The organism is Geodermatophilus obscurus (assembly GCF_900115395.1).
GTDB classification, from domain to species: Bacteria; Actinomycetota; Actinomycetes; order Mycobacteriales; family Geodermatophilaceae; genus Geodermatophilus; species Geodermatophilus obscurus_B.
This window is the reverse complement of record NZ_FOWE01000009.1, coordinates 67,216-87,346: the sequence shown is the minus strand read 5'-3', so window position 1 is coordinate 87,346 and position 20,131 is coordinate 67,216. Positions and strand designations below refer to the sequence as shown.

19 protein-coding genes and 1 pseudogene are annotated in these 20,131 nt (G+C 75.6%); 18 read left to right on the top strand and 2 right to left on the bottom strand.

From position 1 onward, the window contains the following. Positions 1-35: 35 nt before the first annotated feature. Together BM165_RS25785 and BM165_RS25780 are read right to left on the bottom strand one after the other, a co-directional pair. Positions 36-224, bottom strand: a complete 189-nt coding sequence (locus tag BM165_RS25785) for a hypothetical protein (protein ID WP_244274316.1) — start codon at positions 222-224, stop codon at positions 36-38. Further along, complete coding sequence (locus BM165_RS25780) at positions 221-1,579, bottom strand: DUF4118 domain-containing protein (RefSeq protein WP_244274315.1); 1,359 nt, start codon at positions 1,577-1,579, stop codon at positions 221-223. Before BM165_RS25780 ends, BM165_RS25785 begins: the two co-directional genes overlap by 4 nt. Before the next feature lie 74 nt (positions 1,580-1,653). On the opposite strand from BM165_RS25780, the gene BM165_RS18005 reads away from it, so the two are divergent. From BM165_RS18005 to BM165_RS17920, 18 genes and pseudogenes are all read left to right on the top strand, one after another. After that, positions 1,654-2,088 carry a helix-turn-helix domain-containing protein gene (locus tag BM165_RS18005; RefSeq protein ID WP_075014937.1) on the top strand — a complete coding sequence of 145 codons (435 nt, stop codon included), beginning with the start codon at positions 1,654-1,656 and terminating at the stop codon, positions 2,086-2,088. Positions 2,089-2,098: 10 nt separating this feature from the next. Next, the gene (locus tag BM165_RS18000) at positions 2,099-2,521 is read left to right on the top strand and encodes a VOC family protein (protein WP_075014936.1); all 423 of its coding nucleotides are present in this window, start codon (positions 2,099-2,101) and stop codon (positions 2,519-2,521) included. Positions 2,522-2,600: 79 nt separating this feature from the next. Next, positions 2,601-2,903, top strand: a pseudogene (locus tag BM165_RS17995) (potassium-transporting ATPase subunit C); the annotation flags it as partial. A 40-nt stretch (positions 2,904-2,943) separates the two neighbouring features. Further along, entirely contained in the window at positions 2,944-3,939 is a 996-nt protein-coding gene (locus BM165_RS17990) for a Bug family tripartite tricarboxylate transporter substrate binding protein (protein ID WP_075014934.1), read from the top strand. Next, a complete protein-coding gene (locus BM165_RS17985; RefSeq protein WP_075014933.1) occupies positions 3,936-4,520 on the top strand; it encodes a tripartite tricarboxylate transporter TctB family protein in 585 nt (194 codons plus the stop codon). Before BM165_RS17990 ends, BM165_RS17985 begins: the two co-directional genes overlap by 4 nt. Continuing rightward, positions 4,520-6,112 carry a tripartite tricarboxylate transporter permease gene (locus BM165_RS17980; protein WP_075014932.1) on the top strand — a complete coding sequence of 531 codons (1,593 nt, stop codon included), beginning with the start codon at positions 4,520-4,522 and terminating at the stop codon, positions 6,110-6,112. Before BM165_RS17985 ends, BM165_RS17980 begins: the two co-directional genes overlap by 1 nt. Then, on the top strand, positions 6,109-6,528 hold the full coding sequence (locus BM165_RS17975; RefSeq protein WP_244274314.1) for a universal stress protein: 420 nt from the start codon (positions 6,109-6,111) through the stop codon (positions 6,526-6,528). Before BM165_RS17980 ends, BM165_RS17975 begins: the two co-directional genes overlap by 4 nt. A gap of 88 nt (positions 6,529-6,616) precedes the next feature. Then, positions 6,617-6,898: a hypothetical protein gene (locus tag BM165_RS17970; RefSeq protein WP_075014931.1), complete on the top strand. Its 282-nt coding sequence runs from the start codon at positions 6,617-6,619 to the stop codon at positions 6,896-6,898. 45 nt (positions 6,899-6,943) lie between these two features. Further along, positions 6,944-7,888 (top strand): alpha/beta fold hydrolase, encoded by a 945-nt coding sequence (locus BM165_RS17965; RefSeq protein WP_075014930.1) that lies wholly within the window; start codon positions 6,944-6,946, stop codon positions 7,886-7,888. A 56-nt stretch (positions 7,889-7,944) separates the two neighbouring features. Beyond that, positions 7,945-10,038, top strand: a complete 2,094-nt coding sequence (uvrC, locus tag BM165_RS17960) for an excinuclease ABC subunit UvrC (RefSeq protein ID WP_075014929.1) — start codon at positions 7,945-7,947, stop codon at positions 10,036-10,038. After that, positions 10,035-11,024, top strand: a complete 990-nt coding sequence (gene rapZ, locus BM165_RS17955) for an RNase adapter RapZ (protein ID WP_075014928.1) — start codon at positions 10,035-10,037, stop codon at positions 11,022-11,024. The genes uvrC and rapZ overlap by 4 nt, the downstream gene beginning before the upstream one ends. 80 nt (positions 11,025-11,104) lie before the next feature. Beyond that, the gene (locus tag BM165_RS17950) at positions 11,105-12,169 is read left to right on the top strand and encodes a gluconeogenesis factor YvcK family protein (RefSeq protein WP_143108219.1); all 1,065 of its coding nucleotides are present in this window, start codon (positions 11,105-11,107) and stop codon (positions 12,167-12,169) included. A 28-nt stretch (positions 12,170-12,197) separates the two neighbouring features. After that, a complete protein-coding gene (whiA, locus tag BM165_RS17945) occupies positions 12,198-13,187 on the top strand; it encodes a DNA-binding protein WhiA (protein WP_432276820.1) in 990 nt (329 codons plus the stop codon). 240 nt (positions 13,188-13,427) lie between these two features. Next, on the top strand, positions 13,428-15,149 hold the full coding sequence (locus tag BM165_RS17940) for a histidine kinase N-terminal 7TM domain-containing diguanylate cyclase (protein WP_075014926.1): 1,722 nt from the start codon (positions 13,428-13,430) through the stop codon (positions 15,147-15,149). A 118-nt stretch (positions 15,150-15,267) separates the two neighbouring features. Continuing rightward, the gene (gene gap, locus BM165_RS17935) at positions 15,268-16,272 is read left to right on the top strand and encodes a type I glyceraldehyde-3-phosphate dehydrogenase (protein WP_075014925.1); all 1,005 of its coding nucleotides are present in this window, start codon (positions 15,268-15,270) and stop codon (positions 16,270-16,272) included. Then, positions 16,272-17,468 carry a phosphoglycerate kinase gene (locus BM165_RS17930; RefSeq protein WP_075014924.1) on the top strand — a complete coding sequence of 399 codons (1,197 nt, stop codon included), beginning with the start codon at positions 16,272-16,274 and terminating at the stop codon, positions 17,466-17,468. Before gap ends, BM165_RS17930 begins: the two co-directional genes overlap by 1 nt. A gap of 11 nt (positions 17,469-17,479) precedes the next feature. Then, positions 17,480-18,292, top strand: coding sequence for a triose-phosphate isomerase (gene tpiA / locus BM165_RS17925; RefSeq protein ID WP_075014923.1), 813 nt, complete (start codon positions 17,480-17,482; stop codon positions 18,290-18,292). Positions 18,293-18,328: 36 nt separating this feature from the next. Further along, on the top strand, positions 18,329-20,131 hold the full coding sequence (locus BM165_RS17920) for an ABC transporter substrate-binding protein (RefSeq protein ID WP_075014922.1): 1,803 nt from the start codon (positions 18,329-18,331) through the stop codon (positions 20,129-20,131).

Here is a 20,131-nt window from a genome sequence, read left to right as displayed (position 1 = left end):
GTCACCGACGCCAGGCCGAACCCCTCGCGGATGCGCTACAGCAGCGAGGGCAGGTCGCCGTCGCCGGCGAGGACCGCGCGCGACAGCGAGGCGAGCATCGCCGTCTCGGCGCGGGAGCGGGCCGCGGCCGTGGCCCGGCGGGCCGAGCGGTCGACGACGGTCGCGACGGCGACGGCCACGACGAGGCCGCCGACGAGGGCCAGGACGTCGTCGACCCGGTTCACCGTGAGGCGGCCGGTCGGCCCACGAAGAACCAGTTCTCCGCGAGCCCGCCGAGCACCGCCGCGGCCAGCGCCGGCCACAGCCCGCCGACCAGTGCCACGGCCAGCACCAGCAGCAGGAACGCGAGCAGCACGAGCGGCAGCGAGACGGCGGCCCCGCCGGCCAGGCACAGCGCCGTCAACGCGGGCACGCCGGCCAGCCCGAGCAGCAGCGCCAGCCAGCGGCGCCGGGCGGTGAGCGCCCCGGTCAGCGGCGGCAGCCGCCAGCCGCGCGAGCCGGCGGCCGCGTGCGTGACGATGTGGACGTCGATGTCGCCGGAGTCGGTGACGACCGACCCGCCGATGCCGCGGCGCAGCGCCCGCGCCCACCGCGAGCGCCGGCTGGTGCCGACGACGAGCTGGGTGGCGTCCGAACCGCGGGCGAACTCCAGCAGCGTCGCCGCGACGTCGTCGCCGACGACCTGGTGCCAGCTGCCGCCGAGGCTCTCGGTCAGCTCCCGCAGGCCGCGCAGCGCGGTGGGCGGGGCGCCGGTGAGACCGTCGGCGGAGACGACGTGCACGGCCAGCAGCTCCCCGCCGGAGCGGCGGGCCACCCGGGCGGCGCGGCGGACCAGCGTCTCGCTCTCCGGGCCGCCGGTCAGCGCGACGACCCGCTCGCGCGCCTCCCAGACCGCGTCGATGGCGTGCTCGGCGCGGTAGCGGCGCAGCCCCTCGTCGACCCGGTCGGCCAGCCACAGCAGGGCCAGCTCGCGCAGCGCCGTGAGGTTGCCGACGCGGAAGTAGTTGCCGAGCGCCGCATCCACCCGCTCGGCGGGGTAGACGTTGCCGTGCGCCATCCGGCGGCGCAGCGCCTCCGGGGACATGTCGACCAGCTCCACCTGGTCGGCGCGGCGCACCACCTCGTCGGGCACCGTCTCCTGCTGCACCACGCCGGTGATCGAGGCGACGACGTCGGTGAGGCTCTCCAGGTGCTGCACGTTCACCGTGCTGAGCACGCTGATCCCGGCCTCGAGCAGCTCGTCGACGTCCTCCCAGCGCTTCGCGTGCCGCGACCCGGGCGCGTCGGTGTGCGCCAGTTCGTCGACGACGACCACCTCGGGCCGGCGCGCCAGCACCGCCTCCACGTCGAGCTCCTCCAGGACGACGCCGTGGTGGGCGACCCGGCGGCGGGGGAGCACCTCGAGACCGGCCAGCTGCTCGGCGGTGTGCCGTCGCCCGTGTGTCTCGACCAGCCCGACGACGACGTCGGCACCGCGTGCCGCCCGGCGGTGCGCCTCCCCGAGGACGGCGAAGGTCTTGCCGACGCCGGGGGCGGCTGCCAGGTAGACGCGCAGCGTCCCGCGACTCACGGCGCCCATGATCACCCTCCCGGGGAGCCGGTGGCGGTCCTCCGCGTCAGGATCGCGTCAAGACCGCTGCGAGGATCCACCGCGTGAGCCGGGCCAGCGAGGACTCCAACCGGCGGATGCTGCGGGCGCGCGACGAGATGGACCGCTCCTACGCCGAGCCGCTCGACGTCCCCGCCCTGGCCCGGATCGCGCACGTGTCCGAGGCGCACTTCATCCGCACCTTCCGGGCCACCTTCGGCGAGACCCCGCACCGCTACCTGCAGCGCCGCCGGGTGGAGCGGGCGATGTTCCTGCTGCGCAGCACCGACCGCACCGTCACCGACGTCTGCATGGCCGTCGGCTTCGCCAGCCTCGGCACGTTCAGCCGGGTCTTCGCCGACGTCGTGGGGGAGCCGCCGAGTGCGTACCGCCGGCGCGGGCCCCTGGCGCCGGTCCCGAGCTGCTTCGGCATGCGGTGGCTGCGCCCCAGCGAGAAGACCGCAGTTCCGGAGAAGCCCGGGAACGACGGCGGCCCCTAGCGTCCAGCGCATGATCACCGGCATCTCCATCACGCAGATCTACGTCCTCGACCAGGAGCAGGCGCTCGACTTCTACGTCGGGAAGCTCGGCTTCGAGGTGCAGACCGACCAGCAGTTCGGGCCCATGCGCTTCCTCACCGTCGCGCTGCCCGGCGACCCCGGCCACGCGGTGCTCCTCGAGCTGCCCGCTCCGCCGGCGGTGAGCCCCGAGCTCGCCGACACGGTGCGCGACGTCGTCACCAAGGGCGCCGGCGGCGGTCACCTGTTCCTCACCACCGACGACGCCCGCAAGGCCCACGCCGAGCTGCGCGGGAAGGGCGTCGACCTGCCCGAGGAGCCGGTCGAGCAGCCCTACGGCATCGACTTCGGCCTCCGCGACCCGTTCGGCAACTCCGTCCGCGTCGCCCAGATGACGCCGCCGCCGGCCCCCTGACGGCGCGCTCCGGCCGGGACCGTCAGGACCGCGTCACGGTCCCCGGGCCCGGCCGTCAGGGAGCCGTCAGGAGCAGCCGGAGCCGGTCGAGCAGGTGCGGCAGCGCCGGGCGGCGGTCGCGGCGTTCGACGGGGTCGACCCGGCCGACGTCCCGCCGGACGCGGTGACCGCCTCCGCCTCCGGCCTGGACCCCGACATCTCGCCGGAGCACGTCGCGATCCAGGTGCAGCGGGTGGCCGATGCCCGCGGGGTGCCCGCCGCCGACGTCGCCGACCTGGTGGAGGACGTCACCTCCGGCCGGGACCTGGGCTTCATCGGGGCGCCGCACGTCCGCGTACTGGGGCCCGACCTCGCGCTGGACCGGGAGTTCGGCCGGGGCTAGCGTCCCGGGTGACCACCGTCACGGCCGAGGGGAGCCGCTGGTGCCGCTCAGCCGGAGGTCGTTCCTCGCCGGGGCGCTCGCCGCCCCCGCTCTCGCCACCGCCGCCGGGGCGCTGGGCGGGTGCGCCGGCACGGTCGTGCAGCCCGGCGACCTCTCCCGGCTGCGGGTGATGGCGCCGGCCAGCCCGGGCGGCGGCTGGGACACCACCGCCCGGGTCTTCCAGCGGGTCGTGCAGACCAGCGGGCTGGCCCGCAACGTCCAGGTCTTCAACGTCGAGGGCGCCGGCGGCACCATCGGCCTCGGCCAGCTCGCGCGGGAGACCGACGACGCGCTGCTGATGATGATGGGCCTGGTCATGGTGGGCGCCGTCGACACCAACGACTCCACCACCCGGATCAGCGACGTCACGCCCGTCGCCCGGCTCATCGGCGAGACCGAGCTCATCGTGGCGCCCGCCGACGCCCCCTACACCGACATCGCCGGGTTCGTGGAGGTCTGGGCCGCCGACCCGGCCGGCACCCCGATCGCCGGCGGGTCGGCCGGCGGCACCGACCAGATCCTCGCCGGGCTGCTCGCGCAGGCCGCCGGCATCGACCCCGCGCAGGTCAACTACATCGCCTACTCCGGCGGCGGGGAGTCCCTGGCCGCGCTGCTCGGCAACCAGGTCGCCGCCGGCATCTCCGGCACCGCCGACTACGGCGAGCAGGTCCGCAACGGCGACCTCGTCGGCCTGGCCGTCTCCACCGCCGAGCGCTCCGGCCAGGTGCCCGACGTGCCGACCCTGGTCGAGTCCGGGTTCGACGTCGAGGTGTCCAACTGGCGCGGCCTCATGGCCCGGCCGGGGATGTCCGACCAGGCCCGCGAGGAGCTCACCGCGCTCGTCGTCGACGTCCACGACACCGAGGAGTGGGCCGCGGCGGTCGAGGAGAACGGCTGGGACGACCTGCTGCTCACCGGCGAGGAGTACGGCCGCTTCCTGGCCGAGGAGGAGCAGCGCGTGCTGGGGATCCTGCGCGAGATCGGGCTGGTGCCGTGAGCGGCGCCGCCCCCGACCCCGACGTGTCGACCACCGACGCCACCGGGGCGCACGCCTCCGCCGCGTCCCGCGCACCGGCCCCGCCGGCCGGGATCAGCCGCGGTGAGCTGGCCATGGTGGTGCTGCTGGGCGCGCTCGGGCTCTACCTGCTCCTCGACGCCGCCAACATCGCCGTCCCGGGGTCGTCGAACACGATCGGCCCGCGGTTCTTCCCCTACCTGGTGGGCGGCGTCGTGCTGGCCACCGCCCTCGCGCTCGGGTTCCGCGTGCTGCGGGGCGACCGCGGCCCGGCCGACGAGAGCGAGGACGTCGACCCCGACGCCCCGACGTCGTGGCCCTCGGTCGGGATTATCGTCGTGGCCTTCCTCGGGCACGCGCTGCTCATCAACGTCATCGGCTGGCCGCTGGCCGTCACGCTGATGTTCGCCCTCGTCGCGTGGGCCCTCGGCGCGCGCGGCGTGGTCCGGCCGCTGCTGGCCGGCGGGGTGCTGTCGGTGTTCGTGTGGATCGTGTTCGTCAAGGCACTGAACGTCGCGCTGCCCGGCGGGACGCTGCTCGAGCTCGCCACCGGGTGGCTGTGATGGGAGCCCTCGGCGACCTCGCCGGCGGCCTCGCCGACGCCCTCACCCCGGTCAACCTGCTCTTCGCCCTGCTCGGCGTGGTGCTCGGCACCGCCGTCGGCGTGCTGCCGGGCATCGGCCCGGCGATGACCGTCGCGCTGCTGCTGCCGATCACCTACGCGCTGGAGCCGACGGCGGCGCTCATCCTGTTCGCCGGCATCTACTACGGCGGCATGTACGGCGGGTCGACGACGTCGATCCTGCTCAACACCCCCGGCGAGTCCAGCTCGATCATGACCGCGCTCGAGGGCAACCAGATGGCCAAGGCCGGCCGCGGGGCCGCGGCGCTGGCCACCGCCGCGCTCGGCTCCTTCGTCGCCGGCACCATCGCCACGCTGCTGCTGGCCCTGGTCGCGCCCACGGTGGTCGACCTGGTCATCGGCATCACCGCCGCCGACTACTTCGCCCTCGCCGTCCTGGCCTTCGTCGCGGTCGCCACCGTGCTGGGCTCCTCGCCGCTGCGCGGGCTGGCCTCCCTCGGCATCGGCCTCTACCTCGGCCTGGTCGGCACCGACGTGCTCACCGGCCAGGAGCGGTTCACCCTCGGCGTGCCGCAGCTGGCCGACGGCATCGACGTCGTCGTGGTCGCCGTCGCGCTGTTCGCGGTGGGGGAGTCGCTGTACGTGGCCTCCCGGCTGCGCCGCGGGCCGGTGCAGGTCATCGCCGCCTCCGGGCCCTGGTTCACCCGCCGCGACCTGCGCCGCTCGGTCGGCCCGTGGCTGCGTGGCACGGCGCTGGGCTTCCCGCTGGGCGCCCTGCCGGCCGGTGGCGCGGAGATCCCGACGTTCCTGTCCTACGCCACCGAGCGGAAGCTCACCAAGCACCCCGAGGAGTTCGGCAAGGGCGCGATCGAGGGCGTCGCCGGGCCGGAGGCGGCCAACAACGCCGCGGCCGCCGGCGTGCTCGTGCCGCTGCTCACCCTCGGCCTGCCCACCTCGGCGACGGCGGCGATCATCCTGGTCGCGTTCCAGAGCTACGGCATCCAGCCCGGCCCGACGCTGCTCACCTCCGAGTCGACGCTGGTCTGGACGCTGATCGCCTCGCTGCTCGTCGGCAACCTCATGCTGCTGGTGCTCAACCTGCCGCTGGCCCGGGTGTGGGTGCAGGTGCTGCGCGTCCCGCGGCCCTACCTCTACGCCGGCATCCTGATGTTCGCCTCGCTGGGCTGCTACGCCGTCAACGCCGACCCGCTGGACCTGGTGCTGCTGCTGGCCATCGGCCTGCTCGGCTTCGCCATGCGCCGCTACGGCTGGCCGGTCGCGCCGGCGATCGTCGGCCTCATCCTCGGGCCGGTCGCCGAGACCAACCTCCGCCGCGCGCTCGCGATCAGCAGCGGCGACCTCGGCGTCCTGCTCGACACCTGGTTCAGCCGGGTCGTCCTGGCGCTGGCGCTGCTCGCGCTCGTCGTGCCGATCGTGCTGCGGGCCGTCCGCGGGCGCCGCTCCACGCCGGAGGAGCTGGCGGCGGGGGAGGGGCTCCGGCACCCCGACCACGGGCACCGTGAGAGCGTCGGCGCGCGCACGGACGGCCCGGGCGGCGAGGAGGAGCGGTGAGCCAGCAGCAGCCGGTGGTCGTCGTCGGGCACGTGCCCACCCCGCGCGGGCGGGCCGCGCTCGCGCACGCGCTCGCCGAGGCCGAGCGGCGCGGCGCCCGGCTCGTGGTGGTCAACAGCAGCCGCGGCGACGCCCTCGTCGACGAGGAATACCTGCAGGGCGACCCGCTGCGCCGGCTGCACGACGAGCTCACCGTCTCCGGCATCCCCTTCGAGCTGCGCCAGCCGGTCGGCCGCGACGCCGCCGAGGAGCTGGCCGACGCCGTCGAGCAGACCGGGGCGGAGGTGCTGGTCATCGGCCTGCGCCGCCGCAGCGCGGTCGGGAAGCTGCTGCTCGGCAGCGCCGCCCAGCGGATCCTGCTCGCCGTGGACTGCCCGGTCCTGGCCGTGAAGGGCCCCCCGGCGATCACCACTTGAGCGGAACCGGCCCGGACCCGTACTGTCCCGTGTGACGGACGTCACGCCGCGCTGCGGCGTGACGGGTCCTGCGACGGAGGAGACGCCGATGAGCGCGCTCACGCCCGACTGCGACCCCGACCTGTCCCACTGCGGGCAGCCGGTACGGAGGTCCGGCGGCGTGCGCTCCACGCTCGTCCTCGCCGCCCTGGTGACCGTCGCGGTGCTCGCCGTGACCGGCGACGCCGTCCCCGGGATGGTGGCGTTCCTCGCCGGCGGGGTGGGGCTGGTGTCCGCGCTGGTGCTCGGCGCCCGCGCCGTCCGCCTCGGGCAGCGCGCCGTGGCGGCGGTCCACCTGCCGGCCCCGCGCCGCTCCCGCCCGGCCGCCTGACCTCCCCGCGCTGCGCGCGCGGGACCGTGCGGGCAGGCTGCGGCCGTGACCACGCCCACCTACACCGACGCCCGCGACGGCACCCGCCTGGCCGAGCACCGCTGGCTGCCCGAGGGGGAGGTCCGCGCGACGATCCAGCTGGTGCACGGGCTGTCCGAGCACGCCGGCCGGTACGCGCGGCTGGCCGGGGCGCTGACCGCCGCCGGGTTCGCCGTCGCCGCCCTCGACCAGCGCGGGCACGGCCTGACGGCTCGCTCCACCGGGCCCGGCGGCTTCGGCCCGGGCGCCACCAGCGAGGCCGTCCTCGACGACGTCCGCGACCTGGGCGACCGCCTGGCCGCCGAGCACCCCGGCCTGCCGCGGTTCCTGCTCGGCCACTCGCTCGGCTCGGCCGTCGCACTGGCCTCGGCCGAGCAGGACGGCGAGGAGCTCGACGGGCTGGTGCTGTCCGGGCCGATCGGCGTCGCCCCCCACCTGGCGGCGGCCGTGCCGCAGCTGGAGGCGGCGGTCGCCGCCGGGACGGGCGACCGGCCGATGGACGCCCTCAGCGGCTTCAACGCCCCCTTCGAGCCCGCCCGCACGCCGCACGACTGGCTCTCCCGCGACGAGGCCGAGGTCGACGCCTACCTGGCCGACCCCCTCTGCGGCGACGACTTCCCGCCCACCCACGCCTACGGCGCCGGGATGTTCGCCCTCGTCGTCCGCTGCGCGACGCCCGAGGCCGTGGCGGGCCTGCCGGCGGGCCTGCCGGTGCTGCTGCTGTCGGGGCAGCGCGACCCGGTCGGCGGCGAGGACGCGGCCCAGGTCACCGCGCTCGCCGGCCTGCTGCGCGACCGTGGCCTGCCGGTGGAGCAGCGCGTCTACCCCGACGCCCGGCACGAGGTCTTCAACGAGACCAACCGCGACGAGGTGACCGCCGACCTGCTGGCCTGGCTGGAGGCACGGCTGGACGCAGGGCTGGAGGCGGGGTCGGAGGCACGGCCAGGCTGAACCACACGGATGGGATTCCCGGGCGGACCGTCGGAGCGGCCACCTACTGTGGACACGTGCCCGACCCGTCCACGTACCGCCCGGCGGTCGGCTCCATCCCCGAGAGCCCCGGCGTCTACAAGTTCCGCGACCCCAACGGCCGGGTCGTCTACGTGGGTAAGGCCAAGAGCCTGCGCCAGCGCCTGAACAGCTACTTCGCCGACGTCGCCGGCCTGCACCCGCGCACCCGGCAGATGGTCACGACGGCGGCCAGCGTCGAGTGGACCGTCGTCGGCACCGAGGTCGAGGCGCTGCAGCTCGAGTACAACTGGATCAAGCAGTTCGACCCGCGGTTCAACGTCCGCTACCGCGACGACAAGAGCTACCCGTCGCTGGCCGTCACGCTGAACGAGGAGTACCCGCGGCTGCAGGTGATGCGCGGGCCGAAGAAGAAGGGCGTCCGCTACTTCGGCCCCTACGCGCACGCCTGGGCCATCCGCGAGACCCTCGACACCCTCACCCGCGTCTTCCCCGCCCGCACCTGCTCCAACGGCGTCTTCAAGCGCGCCGGGCAGATCGGCCGGCCCTGCCTGCTCGGCTACATCGGCAAGTGCGCCGCGCCCTGCGTGGGCCGGGTCAGCGCCGAGGAGCACCGCGCGATCGTCGACGACTTCTGCGACTTCATGGCCGGCCGCACCGACGCCATGGTCAAGCGGCTCGAGCGGGAGATGGCCGAGGCGGCCGAGGCGCTGGAGTTCGAGAAGGCCGCGCGGCTGCGCGACGACCTCGGCGCGCTGAAGCGGGCGATGGAGAAGCAGGCCGTCGTCCTCGGGGACGGCACCGACGCCGACGTCGTCGCCTTCGCCCAGGACGAGCTCGAGGCCGCCGTGCAGGTCTTCCACGTCCGCGGCGGCCGGGTCCGCGGCCAGCGCGGCTGGATCATCGACAAGGTCGAGGAGGTCTCCACCGGCGAGTTGGTGGAGCAGTTCCTCCTGCAGGTCTACGGCGGCGTCGACGAGGCCACCGGCGTCACCGAGGGCGGCGAGTCGGTGCCCCGGGAAGTGCTCGTCCCCGAGCTGCCCGACGACGCCGACGTCTACGAGGACCTGCTCGGCGAGCTGCGCGGCTCCCGGGTGTCGCTGCGCGTCCCGCAGCGCGGTGACAAGCGCAGCCTCATGGAGACCGTCGAGCGCAACGCGAAGGAGGCCTTCGCACGGCACCGGGTCAAGCGCTCGAGCGACCTCACGGCCCGCAGCCTGGCCCTGTCGGAGCTGCAGGAGGCCCTCGAGCTGCCCGAGGCGCCGCTGCGCATCGAGTGCATCGACGTCTCGCACGTGCAGCAGACCAACGTCGTCGCCTCGATGGTGGTCTTCGAGGACGGGCTGGCGAAGAAGTCCGACTACCGGCGCTTCTCCGTGCACGAGGGCACCGACGACACCGCGGCGATGGCCGAGGTGGTCCGCCGCCGGTTCGCCCGCCACCTCAAGGAGGAGGCGGACCGCGTCGACGAGCAGGGCGTCGCGGCGGAGGAGGGCCGGCCGCGCCGGTTCGCCTACCCGCCCAACCTGCTCGTCGTCGACGGCGGCGCCCCGCAGGTCGCGGCTGCGGCCCGCTCGCTCGACGAGCTGGGCATCGTCGACGTCGCCGTCTGCGGGCTGGCCAAGCGGATGGAGGAGGTGTGGCTGCCCGGCGAGAGCGATCCGGTGATCCTGCCGCGCACCTCCGAGGCGCTGTACCTGCTGCAGCGGGTGCGCGACGAGGCCCATCGGTTCGCGATCACCTACCACCGGCAGAGGCGGTCGGTGAGCATGCTGGTCTCGCTGTTGGACGACGTCCCCGGCCTCGGGGAGACACGGCGGAAGGCGCTGATGAAGCAGTTCGGGTCGCTCAAGCGGCTGCGCGCGGCCACGGTCGAGGAGCTCGTGGCGGTGCCCGGCATCGGCCGGCGCACGGCCGAGGCGGTGCTCGCGGCGGTCGCGGAGCCCGCGGCGGAGCAGCCGGACCCCGGGTCCTCGGGGGAGGCGGGGGAGGCCGTGGAGCCGGTGGAGCCGGTGGAGCCGGTGGAGTCGGTGACCGCGCCCGGGGGGCCGGCCGAGCGCGGCACGCCCCAGGCCGGCGCCGGGGCCACCGCCGAGGTGGGCCGGGTCGCCGCGGGCAGGGCTGCCTCGTGACGGCCGAGCAGGGCGCGGGGACCACCGCACCGGGGGAGAGCGCGGCGGCTGCCGTGCACGGCGCGCCGGAGCAGGCCGGGCCGCAGGCCGACGTCCCGCCAGGGCTGGATCCGGCGAGCACCGAGACGCCGCCGGTCGAGGTCGTGGTCGTCACCGGGCTGTCAGGGGCGGGCAAGAACAGCGCCGGGCGGGTGCTGGAGGACCTCGGCTGGTACGTCGTCGACAACCTGCCCCCGGCGCTGCTGCTGCCGATGGTCGAGCTGGGCGCCCGCGGCGGCGTCCGCCGGTTCGCCGCCGTCGTCGACGTCCGCAGCCGGGCCTTCTCCAGCGACCTGCAGGAGGCCGTCCGGGTGCTCGCCGAGGCCGGTCACCGCGCGCGGGTGGTGTACGTGCACGCCCGCGACGAGGTGCTGGTCCGCCGCTACGAGTCCAACCGGCGCGAGCACCCGCTGCAGGGCTCGGGCCGCATCCTCGACGGCATCACGGCCGAGCGGGCGCTGCTCACCGGCATCGCCGGCGAGGCCGACCTGTGGGTCGACACCAGCGACCTCAACGTCCACCAGCTGCGCGCCACGCTGGAGAACGCCTTCGCCCGCGAGGGCCGCACCCCGCCGCTGACGGCGACCGTGCTCAGCTTCGGCTTCAAGTACGGCCTGCCGCTGGACGCCGACCTCGTCGTCGACGCCCGGTTCCTGCCCAACCCGCACTGGCTGCCCGAGCTGCGCCCGCACACCGGACAGGACGCCGACGTCCGCGACTACGTCCTCGGCCAGGAGGACGCCGGGCCGTTCCTCGACCGATACCTCGAGGTGCTGCGGCTGCTCATCCCCGGCTACCGGCGCGAGGGCAAGCGGTACCTGACGCTCGCGGTCGGCTGCACCGGCGGCAAGCACCGCAGCGTCGCCATCGCCGAGGAGTTCGCCCGCCGGCTGGCCGCTGAGGGCATCGACGCGGTCGCGCGCCACCGCGACCTGGGCCGCGAGTAGTGGGCGGCGTGCCCCCTGCGGCCGGGTCCGGCGTGCCCCCTGCGCCAGGGTCCGGCGTGCCCCCTGCGCCCGGGTCCGGCGTGCCCCCTGCGCCCGGGTCCGGCGCGCACCCCAGGGTGGTCGCCTTCGGCGGCGGCCACGGGCTGGCGGCCGCGCTGGGCGCCTGGCGCCGGATCACCCCCGACCTCACGGCCGTGGTCACCGTCGCCGACGACGGCGGCTCCTCCGGCCGCATCCGCCGGGAGATGCCCGTGCTGCCGCCGGGCGACCTGCGGATGGCGCTGGCCGCCCTCGCCGACGAGGACGGCGGCCGGCAGGAGATGGCCCGGCTGCTGCAGCACCGGCTGGGCGGCAACGGCGTGCTGGCCGGCCACCCGGTCGGCAACCTGGTCCTCACCGGCCTGGTCGAGCTGCACGGCGGGGACACGGTGCGCGCCCTCGACGCCGTCTGCGCGCTGCTGCGCACCCGCGGCCGGGTGCTGCCGATGGCCGACGTGCCGCTGGACCTCGTGGCGCGCGTGGAGACCGTCGACCCCGACGACCCCGAGCGCACGCGCACCATCCGCGGGCAGGTCGCCATCGCCTCCACGCCCGGCCGGGTGCGCGACATCCTCGTCTCGCCGGCGGACCCGCCGGTGCATGCCGACGTGCTCGCCGCCATCGCCGGCGCCGACGTCGTCTCGCTGGGGCCCGGCTCCTGGTACACGTCCGTGCTGCCGCACCTGTTGGTGCCGCGGCTGCGGCGGGCCCTGGCCGCCAGCAGCGCCCGGGTGGTCGTGGTGCTCAACCTCGAGCCACAGCCGGGGGAGACCGACGGGTTCTCTCCGGAGGAGCACCTGCGGGTGCTGCAGGCCCATCTGGACGGAGTGGCGCTGCACACCGTGATCGCGGATGCCGAGTCGGTGGTTGACCGCTGTGGTCTCCTGTCTGCGGTGCGCGACTGCGGCGCCGAGCTCGTACTGGCCCCGGTCGCCGAGCCCGGCGGGTCCCCGCGGCACGACCCCGCCCGGCTGGCTGCCGCGCTGGCCCCCGTGGCCGGGGGGCAGGCGACGGGCGGGCCGGTGGCCGCCGCGGGGGACGCAACGGGGGACGCAGCCGCCGCACCCGCAGACGCTGTGCCCGGACGGTCGGAGGGGGAGAGGTGACGCCGAAGATGGCGCCGCAGGAGAAGGGGTGGTCTCAGTGGCGATGACCGCCATGGTCAAGGACGAGCTGTCCCGGGTGGAGACCACGCGGACCTCCGAGCGCAAGGCCGAGGTCACCGCGCTGCTCCGCTTCTCCGGGGGGCTGCACATCGTGGGCGGCCGCGTGGTCATCGAGGCCGAGCTGGACACCGGGTCGGTCGCGCGGCGGCTGCGGCGGGACATCAGCGAGGTGTACGGCTACACCAGCGGGGTCAGCGTGCTGGCCGGCGGCAACATCCGCCGCGGCGTGCGCTACCTGGTCCGCATCGCCAAGCACGGCGAGGGCCTGGCCCGCCAGACCGGCCTGGTCGACCAGCGCGGCCGCCCGGTGCGCGGCCTGCCGCCGTCGGTGGTGTCGGGCAGCATCAACGACGCCGAGGCGGCGTGGCGGGGCGCGTTCCTCGCGCACGGCTCGCTCACCGAGCCCGGCCGCTCCTCGTCCCTCGAGGTCACCTGCCCCGGCCCGGAGGCGGCCATGGCCCTCGTCGGCGCGGCCCGCCGGCTGGGCATCGCCGCCAAGGCCCGCGAGGTGCGCGGCGCCGACCGCGTCGTCGTCCGCGACGGGGACGCCATCAGCGCGCTGCTCACCCGGATGGGCGCCCACGACGCGGTGCTGGCCTGGGAGGAGCGGCGGATGCGCCGCGAGGTCCGCGCCACCGCCAACCGGCTGGCCAACTTCGACGACGCCAACCTCCGCCGCTCGGCGCGCGCTGCGGTGGCGGCCAGCGCCCGGGTCGAGCGGGCGCTGGAGATCCTGGCCGAGGACGCGCCCGAGCACCTGCTCGTCGCCGGCCGGCTGCGCCTGGAGCACGGCCAGGCCTCGCTGGAGGAGCTCGGCCAGCGCGCCGACCCGCCGATGACCAAGGACGCCGTCGCCGGCCGCATACGGCGTCTGCTGGCCATGGCCGACAAGCGCGCGAAGGACCTCGGCATCCCGGACACCGAGTCCGTGGTGACCGACGACATGCTCGCCCAGTAGCGCGAGGACCCGTCCTCGGTACGAGGCCCCCGCACCGTCCGCGGTGCGGGGGCCTCGTCGTGTCACCTCGTCGTGTCACCTCGTCGTGTCACCTCGTCGTGTCACCTCGTCGTGTCACCAAGCCGTGTCACCAAGCCGCGTCACCCGGCCGGGTGAGGAGGTGCTCCAGGCAGCGGCAGGACGGGCCGATGGGCAGGGCAGTGGCGGTGGACAGAGTCCGCCCGGTGCCGAGGAGGCCCCATGACGCCCGACCGCTGGGCCGTGCTCTTCGCGTGCGCGGCGCTGGTCGCCGCGTGCACGGCCGTCCTGGCCTGGCGGCGGCGGGACCGGACCCCCGCGGCCACCGCGCTGGCGGTGACCATGTCCGGGGTGGCCACCTGGTCGGCGGCCGACGCGCTCGTCTACGGGTTGCGCACCGAGGTCACCCGCCTCGCCTACCCGCCGGTGCTGCTGGCCTCCGTCGGCCTGGTGGTCGCCGGCACCTACGTCCTCGCCCGCACCGTCACCGACCCCTCGTGGCGGCCCGCGCGCCGGACCGCCCTGTTGATGGCGGTCGAGCCGCTGTGCCTGGTGGTCGCCGGGACAGTGCCGGCCACGCGCGACCTGGTGATGGGCGGGCTCGCCGCCGCCGGTCCCGACGGCGACGCGGCGGTGGTCCTCGGGCCGCTCTTCCTGGCCCACACCCTCTACTCCTACGTCCTCGTCGCGGTCGCCTACACGTACCTGGTCCGCTGCTTCCGGCGCGTGACCGGGGTCCTCCGGCGGCAGGTCGCGATCCTGCTGGGGTCGGCGCTGCTGTCCACCGTCGGCAACGTGGTCGCGGTCGGCGGCCAGCTCGACGGCACCGGCACCGACGTCACCCCGCTGTTCTTCCTGCTCACCGGGCTCGTCGACTGCTGGGCGATCTTCCGCGGCGGCCTGCTGCGCCTGGTCCCCGTCGCCCGCGACCAGGTCGTCGACACCGTCCCCGACGCCGTACTGGTCGTCGACCCGGCGGGGATCCTCATCGACCTCAACCCGGCCGGCGAGCGGATGATGCGGTCGATGCGCGCCACGCTCTCCGGCGACCTGGTCGGCCGCTCCCTGCAGGAGATCGCCGGGCCCAACGCCCTGGCCGTCTTCGGGGCGACCGAGCGCCTCGACGGGCACCGCGTCGCCGAGGTGGCGCCGGGCGTGTGGCTCGACGTCCGCGACTCCGAGGTCGCCGACCCGCGCGGACGGCCCCTCGGCCGGATCGTCGTCGTCCGCGACGTCAGCGAGCAGCAGGAGCGCCAGGCCGCCGTCGAGCGGCTCAACGCCCGCCTGGCCGAGCAGGTCGAGGTCATCGAGCGGCTGCGCGCCGAGCTGGCCGAGGAGGCCGTCCGCGACCCGCTGACCGGCCTGCACAACCGCCGCCACCTCGACCGTGCGCTCGCCGCCGACCTGGCCTCCCGCCCCCGGGCCGGGGAGCTGTCGGTGCTCGTCGTCGACATCGACCACTTCAAGAGCGTCAACGACCGCTACGGCCACGGCGCGGGCGACACCGTCCTCACCGCCGTCGCCGGCACCCTCGCCGGCGCCGTCCGCGCGGGGGACACCGCCGCCCGCCTCGGCGGCGAGGAGTTCGTGCTCGTCCTGCCCGGCCTGGGCCGGGAGCAGGCGGTTGATCGCGCCGAGCAGATCCGCCGGGCGGTGGCCGCCGGCCGGCACGCCCTCGACGGCGACGACGTCCGGGTCACCGTGAGCATCGGCGTGGCCGTCTGCCCGGCCGACGGTTCCGTCTCCGCGGCCCTGCTCGAGGCCGCCGACCGGGCGCTCTACACGGCGAAGGCCACCGGCCGCGACCGCGTGGTGGCCGCCGACGCCGTGCCCTCCCCGCAGGTCGTCGCGGTGCCGGTTCCGGCCGCCGCCCGGGACGACGTCGCGGTGCCGGTCCCGGCCGCCGCCCGGGACGACGTCGCGGAGCTCGTCCCGGGTGCCTGAACCTCGCCCGGTCGGCTGCCGCCGGGGCCGATAGGGTCGTCGCTGGTCGGGGCCGCGCGCCCGCGCGGCCGTGCACGCGACGGCGCCGGACGGCGCCACGGAGCCGTGGAGGTCAGCAGTGACGGTGCGGGTGGGGATCAACGGGTTCGGCCGGATCGGCCGCAACTTCTGGCGGGCAGCCGCGGCCAGCGGCAAGGACATCGAGATCGTGGCGGTCAACGACCTGACCAGCAACGAGGTCCTGGCCCACCTGCTCAAGTACGACAGCATCCTCGGTGTGCTGCCCGACGACGTCAGCGCCGACGGCGAGGGCATCACGATCGCGGGGAAGGCCATGAGGGTCCTCTCCGAGCGCGACCCGGCGTCGCTGCCGTGGGGCGACCTCGGCGTCGACGTCGTCGTCGAGTCCACCGGCTTCTTCACCAAGGCCGACGACGCCCGCAAGCACGTCGACAAGGGCGGCGCCAAGAAGGTGGTCATCTCGGCGCCGGCCACCGGCGACGACCTCACCATCGTCATGGGCGTCAACCACGAGCAGTACGACGGCTCGCAGACGATCATCAGCAACGCGTCCTGCACCACCAACTGCCTGGCCCCGCTGGCCAAGGTGCTCAACGACTCGTTCGGCATCGAGCGCGGCCTGATGACGACGATCCACGCCTACACCGCCGACCAGAACCTGCAGGACGGCCCGCACAAGGACCTCCGCCGGGCCCGCGCCGCCGCGCTGAACATGGTCCCCACGAGCACCGGTGCGGCCAAGGCGATCGGCCTGGTGCTGCCCGAGCTGAAGGGCAAGCTCGACGGCTACGCGGTCCGCGTCCCGGTGCCCACCGGCTCGGCCACCGACCTCACCGTGACGCTGTCGCGCGAGGCCTCGGCCGACGAGATCGACGCCGCCTACCGGGCCGCCGCCGAGGGCCCGCTCGCCGGCATCCTCCGGTACACCGACGCCCCGATCGTCTCCTCCGACATCGTCACCGACCCGGCGTCGTGCATCTACGACAGCAAGCTCACCAAGGTCTTCGGCCCGATGGCGAAGGTGCTCGGCTGGTACGACAACGAGTGGGGCTACTCCAACCGGCTCGTCGACTCCGTCGAGCTCGTCGGCCGCTCGCTCTGATGGCCCGCTCCCTCGACGACCTGCTCGCCGAGGGGGTGTCGGGCCGGCGCGTGCTGGTGCGCACCGACCTCAACGTCCCCCTCGACAAGCAGACCCGCGCCATCACCGACGACGGGCGGATCCGGGCGAGCCTGCCGACGCTGCAGGCGCTGCGGGAGGCCGGCGCCCGCGTCGTCGTCGCCGCGCACCTCGGCCGGCCCAAGGGCGCGCCCGACCCGCAGTACTCCCTCGCCCCCGTGGCCGCGCGGCTCGGTGAGCTGCTCGGCACGGAGGTGCCGCTCGCCGCCGACGTCGCCGGCGAGGACGCCCGCAGCCGGGCGGCGGCGCTGGGCGACGGCGACGTGCTGCTGCTGGAGAACGTCCGCTTCGAGGCGGCCGAGACCAGCAAGGACGACGCCGAGCGCGGGGAGCTGGCCGACCGGCTGGCCGCGCTGGCCGACGTCTACGTCGACGACGCGTTCGGCGCCGTGCACCGCAAGCACGCGTCGGTCTACGACGTCGCCCAGCGGCTGCCGCACGTGGCCGGGCGGCTCGTCGCCGCCGAGCTCGACGTCCTGACCCGCCTCACCACCGACCCCGAGCGGCCCTACGTCGTCGTGCTGGGCGGGTCGAAGGTCAGCGACAAGCTCGCCGTCATCGAGGCGCTGCTGCCCAAGGTCGACCGGCTCCTCGTCGGCGGCGGGATGTGCTTCACCTTCCTGGCCGCCCAGGGGCACGGCGTCGGCAGGTCGCTGCTGGAGGCCGACCAGGTCGACACCTGCCGGCGGCTGCTCGCCGAGGCCGGCGACCGCATCGTGCTGCCGCTGGACGTCGTCGTCGCGCCGGAGTTCAGCGCCGACGTCGAGACGGCGGTCGTCGGGGTCGGGGAGATCCCCGACGGGCAGCTGGGCCTCGACGTCGGCCCGCGCACGGTGGAGGCGTTCGGGGGCGAGCTGGCCGGCGCGCGCACCGTCTTCTGGAACGGCCCGATGGGCGTGTTCGAGCTGGCGCCCTTCCAGGCCGGCACCCGCGGCGTCGCCGAGGCCGTGGCCGCCGTCGACGGGCTGTCGGTGGTCGGCGGCGGGGACTCCGCCGCCGCGGTCCGACAGCTCGGCCTCGACGAGGCCGCCTACGGCCACATCAGCACCGGCGGCGGCGCGTCGCTGGAGTACCTCGAGGGCCGGGAGCTGCCCGGCCTCGCGGTGCTGGCGGACTGAGGGGGCGAGGGATGGCACGCAGGCAGCCGGCCCCCGCCCGCCGGGAGGGCCGCCGCCCGCTCATCGCGGGCAACTGGAAGATGCACATGACGCACCTGGAGGCCATCGGCCTGGTGCAGAAGCTGGTCTTCAGCCTCACCGAGGAGGAGCTCGACGCCGCCGAGGTCGTCGTCCTGCCCCCGTTCACCGCACTGCGCAGCGTGCAGACCCTGGTCAACGGCGACCAGCTGGCGATCGGCTACGGCGCGCAGGACCTGTCCGCGCACGACTCCGGTGCCTACACCGGCGAGGTCAGCGGGGCGATGCTGGCCGCGCTGGCGTGCGGCTTCGTCGTCGTGGGCCACTCCGAGCGGCGCTCGCTGCACGGTGAGGACGACGCGGTGGTGGCCGCCAAGACCCAGGCCGCGCTGCGGCACGGCCTCACGCCGATCGTCTGCGTGGGGGAGGGGCTCGAGGTGCGCCAGGCCGGCGGCCACGTGGCCCACTGCACCGCCCAGCTCGACGCCTCCCTCGCCGGGCTGAGCGCCGAGGACGTCACCCGCGTGGTGCTCGCCTACGAGCCGGTGTGGGCGATCGGCACCGGCGAGGTGGCCACGCCCGAGGACGCCCAGGAGGTCTGCGGCGCACTCCGGTCGCGGCTCGCCGAGCGTTTCGGCCCGGATACAGCCGCGGTGGTCCGTATCCTCTACGGCGGGTCGGTGAAGGCCGCGAGCACGGCCGGGATCCTGGCCGGGCCGGACGTCGACGGCGCACTCGTCGGTGGCGCGAGCCTCGACGCCGACGAGTTCGCGAAGATCTGTCGGAGCGCCGCCGGGGGCAGCTGAGCGCATCAGCCCCGGCGGCCGAACGGGGGTGGGTGGGTGCGCAGCACGCTGCAGGGACCCACCCGCTCCCGGCTCCGGGCGCTGCTCGCGAGCACGGCCGGCCGCGTCCTGGGCCTCGCGCTCGTCGTCGTCCTCGTGGTCGCCGTCGCGGTGAGCTGCAGCGGCGGCGGGGACGACACCGCGGGCGTCCCCGTCCTGGGCGACGGCCCGGACGCCGCCGTCGACGGGGTGCGCGCGCCCTCGGACGAGCGCGGCGGCACGCTGCGGGTGGTGACCGGCGCGGTCGACAGCCTCGACCCGCAGCGCTCCTACCAGCCGGGTGTCTGGAACCTCATGCGGCTCTACACCCGGACGCTGGTCACCTACTCCTCGCGGCCCGGGTCCACCGGCGACCTGGTGCCCGACCTCGCCACCGACGCCGGCACCACCCCCGACGGCGGCGCGACCTGGACGTTCACCCTCCGCCCCGACGTGCGGTTCGAGAACGGCCGGCCGATCACCTCGCGCGACGTCAAGTACGGCATCGAGCGGTCCTTCGCCTCCGACGTCGTCGTCGGCGGCCCCACCCACGTCGTCGACCTGCTCGACGACCCGGCGAACCGCTACGCCGGGCCCTACCAGGACGAGGACCCGAACCGGCTCGGACTGGCCTCGGTCGAGACCCCCGACGACGCCACGATCGTCTTCCGCCTGCGCGTCCCGAGCCCGGACTTCCCGCACGTGCTGGCGCTGCCCTCCAGCAGCCCGGTGCCGGCCGAGGCCGACACCGGCGCGGCCTACGGCGCCGACCCGGTGTCCTCCGGCCCCTACGCCATCACGACCGTCGACCCCGTCACCGGCATCGTCCTCGACCGCAACCCGCAGTGGGCCGCCGCCACCGACGAGGTCCGCACCGCCCTGCCCGACCGCGTGGTCGTGCGCACCGGCCTGTCCAACCTCGAGCGGGACCAGGCGCTGCTGGCCGGCTCGGCCGACGTCGACATCTCCGGGACCGGCGTGCACCACCCGGCCACCGGCACCCGGCTGACCGCGGGCGCCGGCGGCGAGGTGCCCCTGTCCGACCGGGTCGACGACGTGACCAGCGGGGCGCTGCGGCTGCTGGCCCTGCCCACCGACGTCGCCCCGATGAACGACCCGAACTGCCGCGCGGCCGTCGCGGCCGCCGTCGACCGCGGCGCCGTGCAGGAGGCGCTGGGCGGCGTCGACGAGGCGGTGCGCACCGCGCAGCTGTGGCCGGGCGGGCTGCCCGGCGGCCCCGAGGACGCCGACACCGGGCCCGACCTCGACGCCGCCCGTGCCGCGCTGGCCGACTGCGGGCAGCCGGAGGGCTTCAGCACGGTGCTCGCCGTCCCCGACGCGCAGGCCAGCGTGCAGGTCGCCGAGGCCGTCACCGACCAGCTCGGCGTGGTCGGCATCCGGGCCGAGGTCCGCCCGCTGCCGGCCGCGAGCTTCTACGCCACCGACGTCGGCAGCCCGGACAACGTCGCCCGCAACGGCTTCGGCATCGTGCTGGCCACCTGGACCGCGGACTTCCCGACCCCCGGCGCGTTCCTCACGCCGCTCGTCGACGGCCGCTCGATCAGCCTGGTCGGCAACACCAACTACGCGCGGCTGGGCGACCCGGCGGTGTCGGCGGCGGTGGACGCCGCGCGCGCGGCCGCCGACCCGCAGGCGGCCGAGGCGGCCTGGCGGGACGTGGCGGTGGCCGCCCGCGACACCGGCGCCTACGTGCCCCTGGTGGAGAGCCGCGTGCAGCTCCTGGCCGGCCAGCGGCTGCGCAACGCGGTCGTCATGCGGCCCTACACCGGCTACGACCTGGCCACCGCGGGCGTGCGCTGA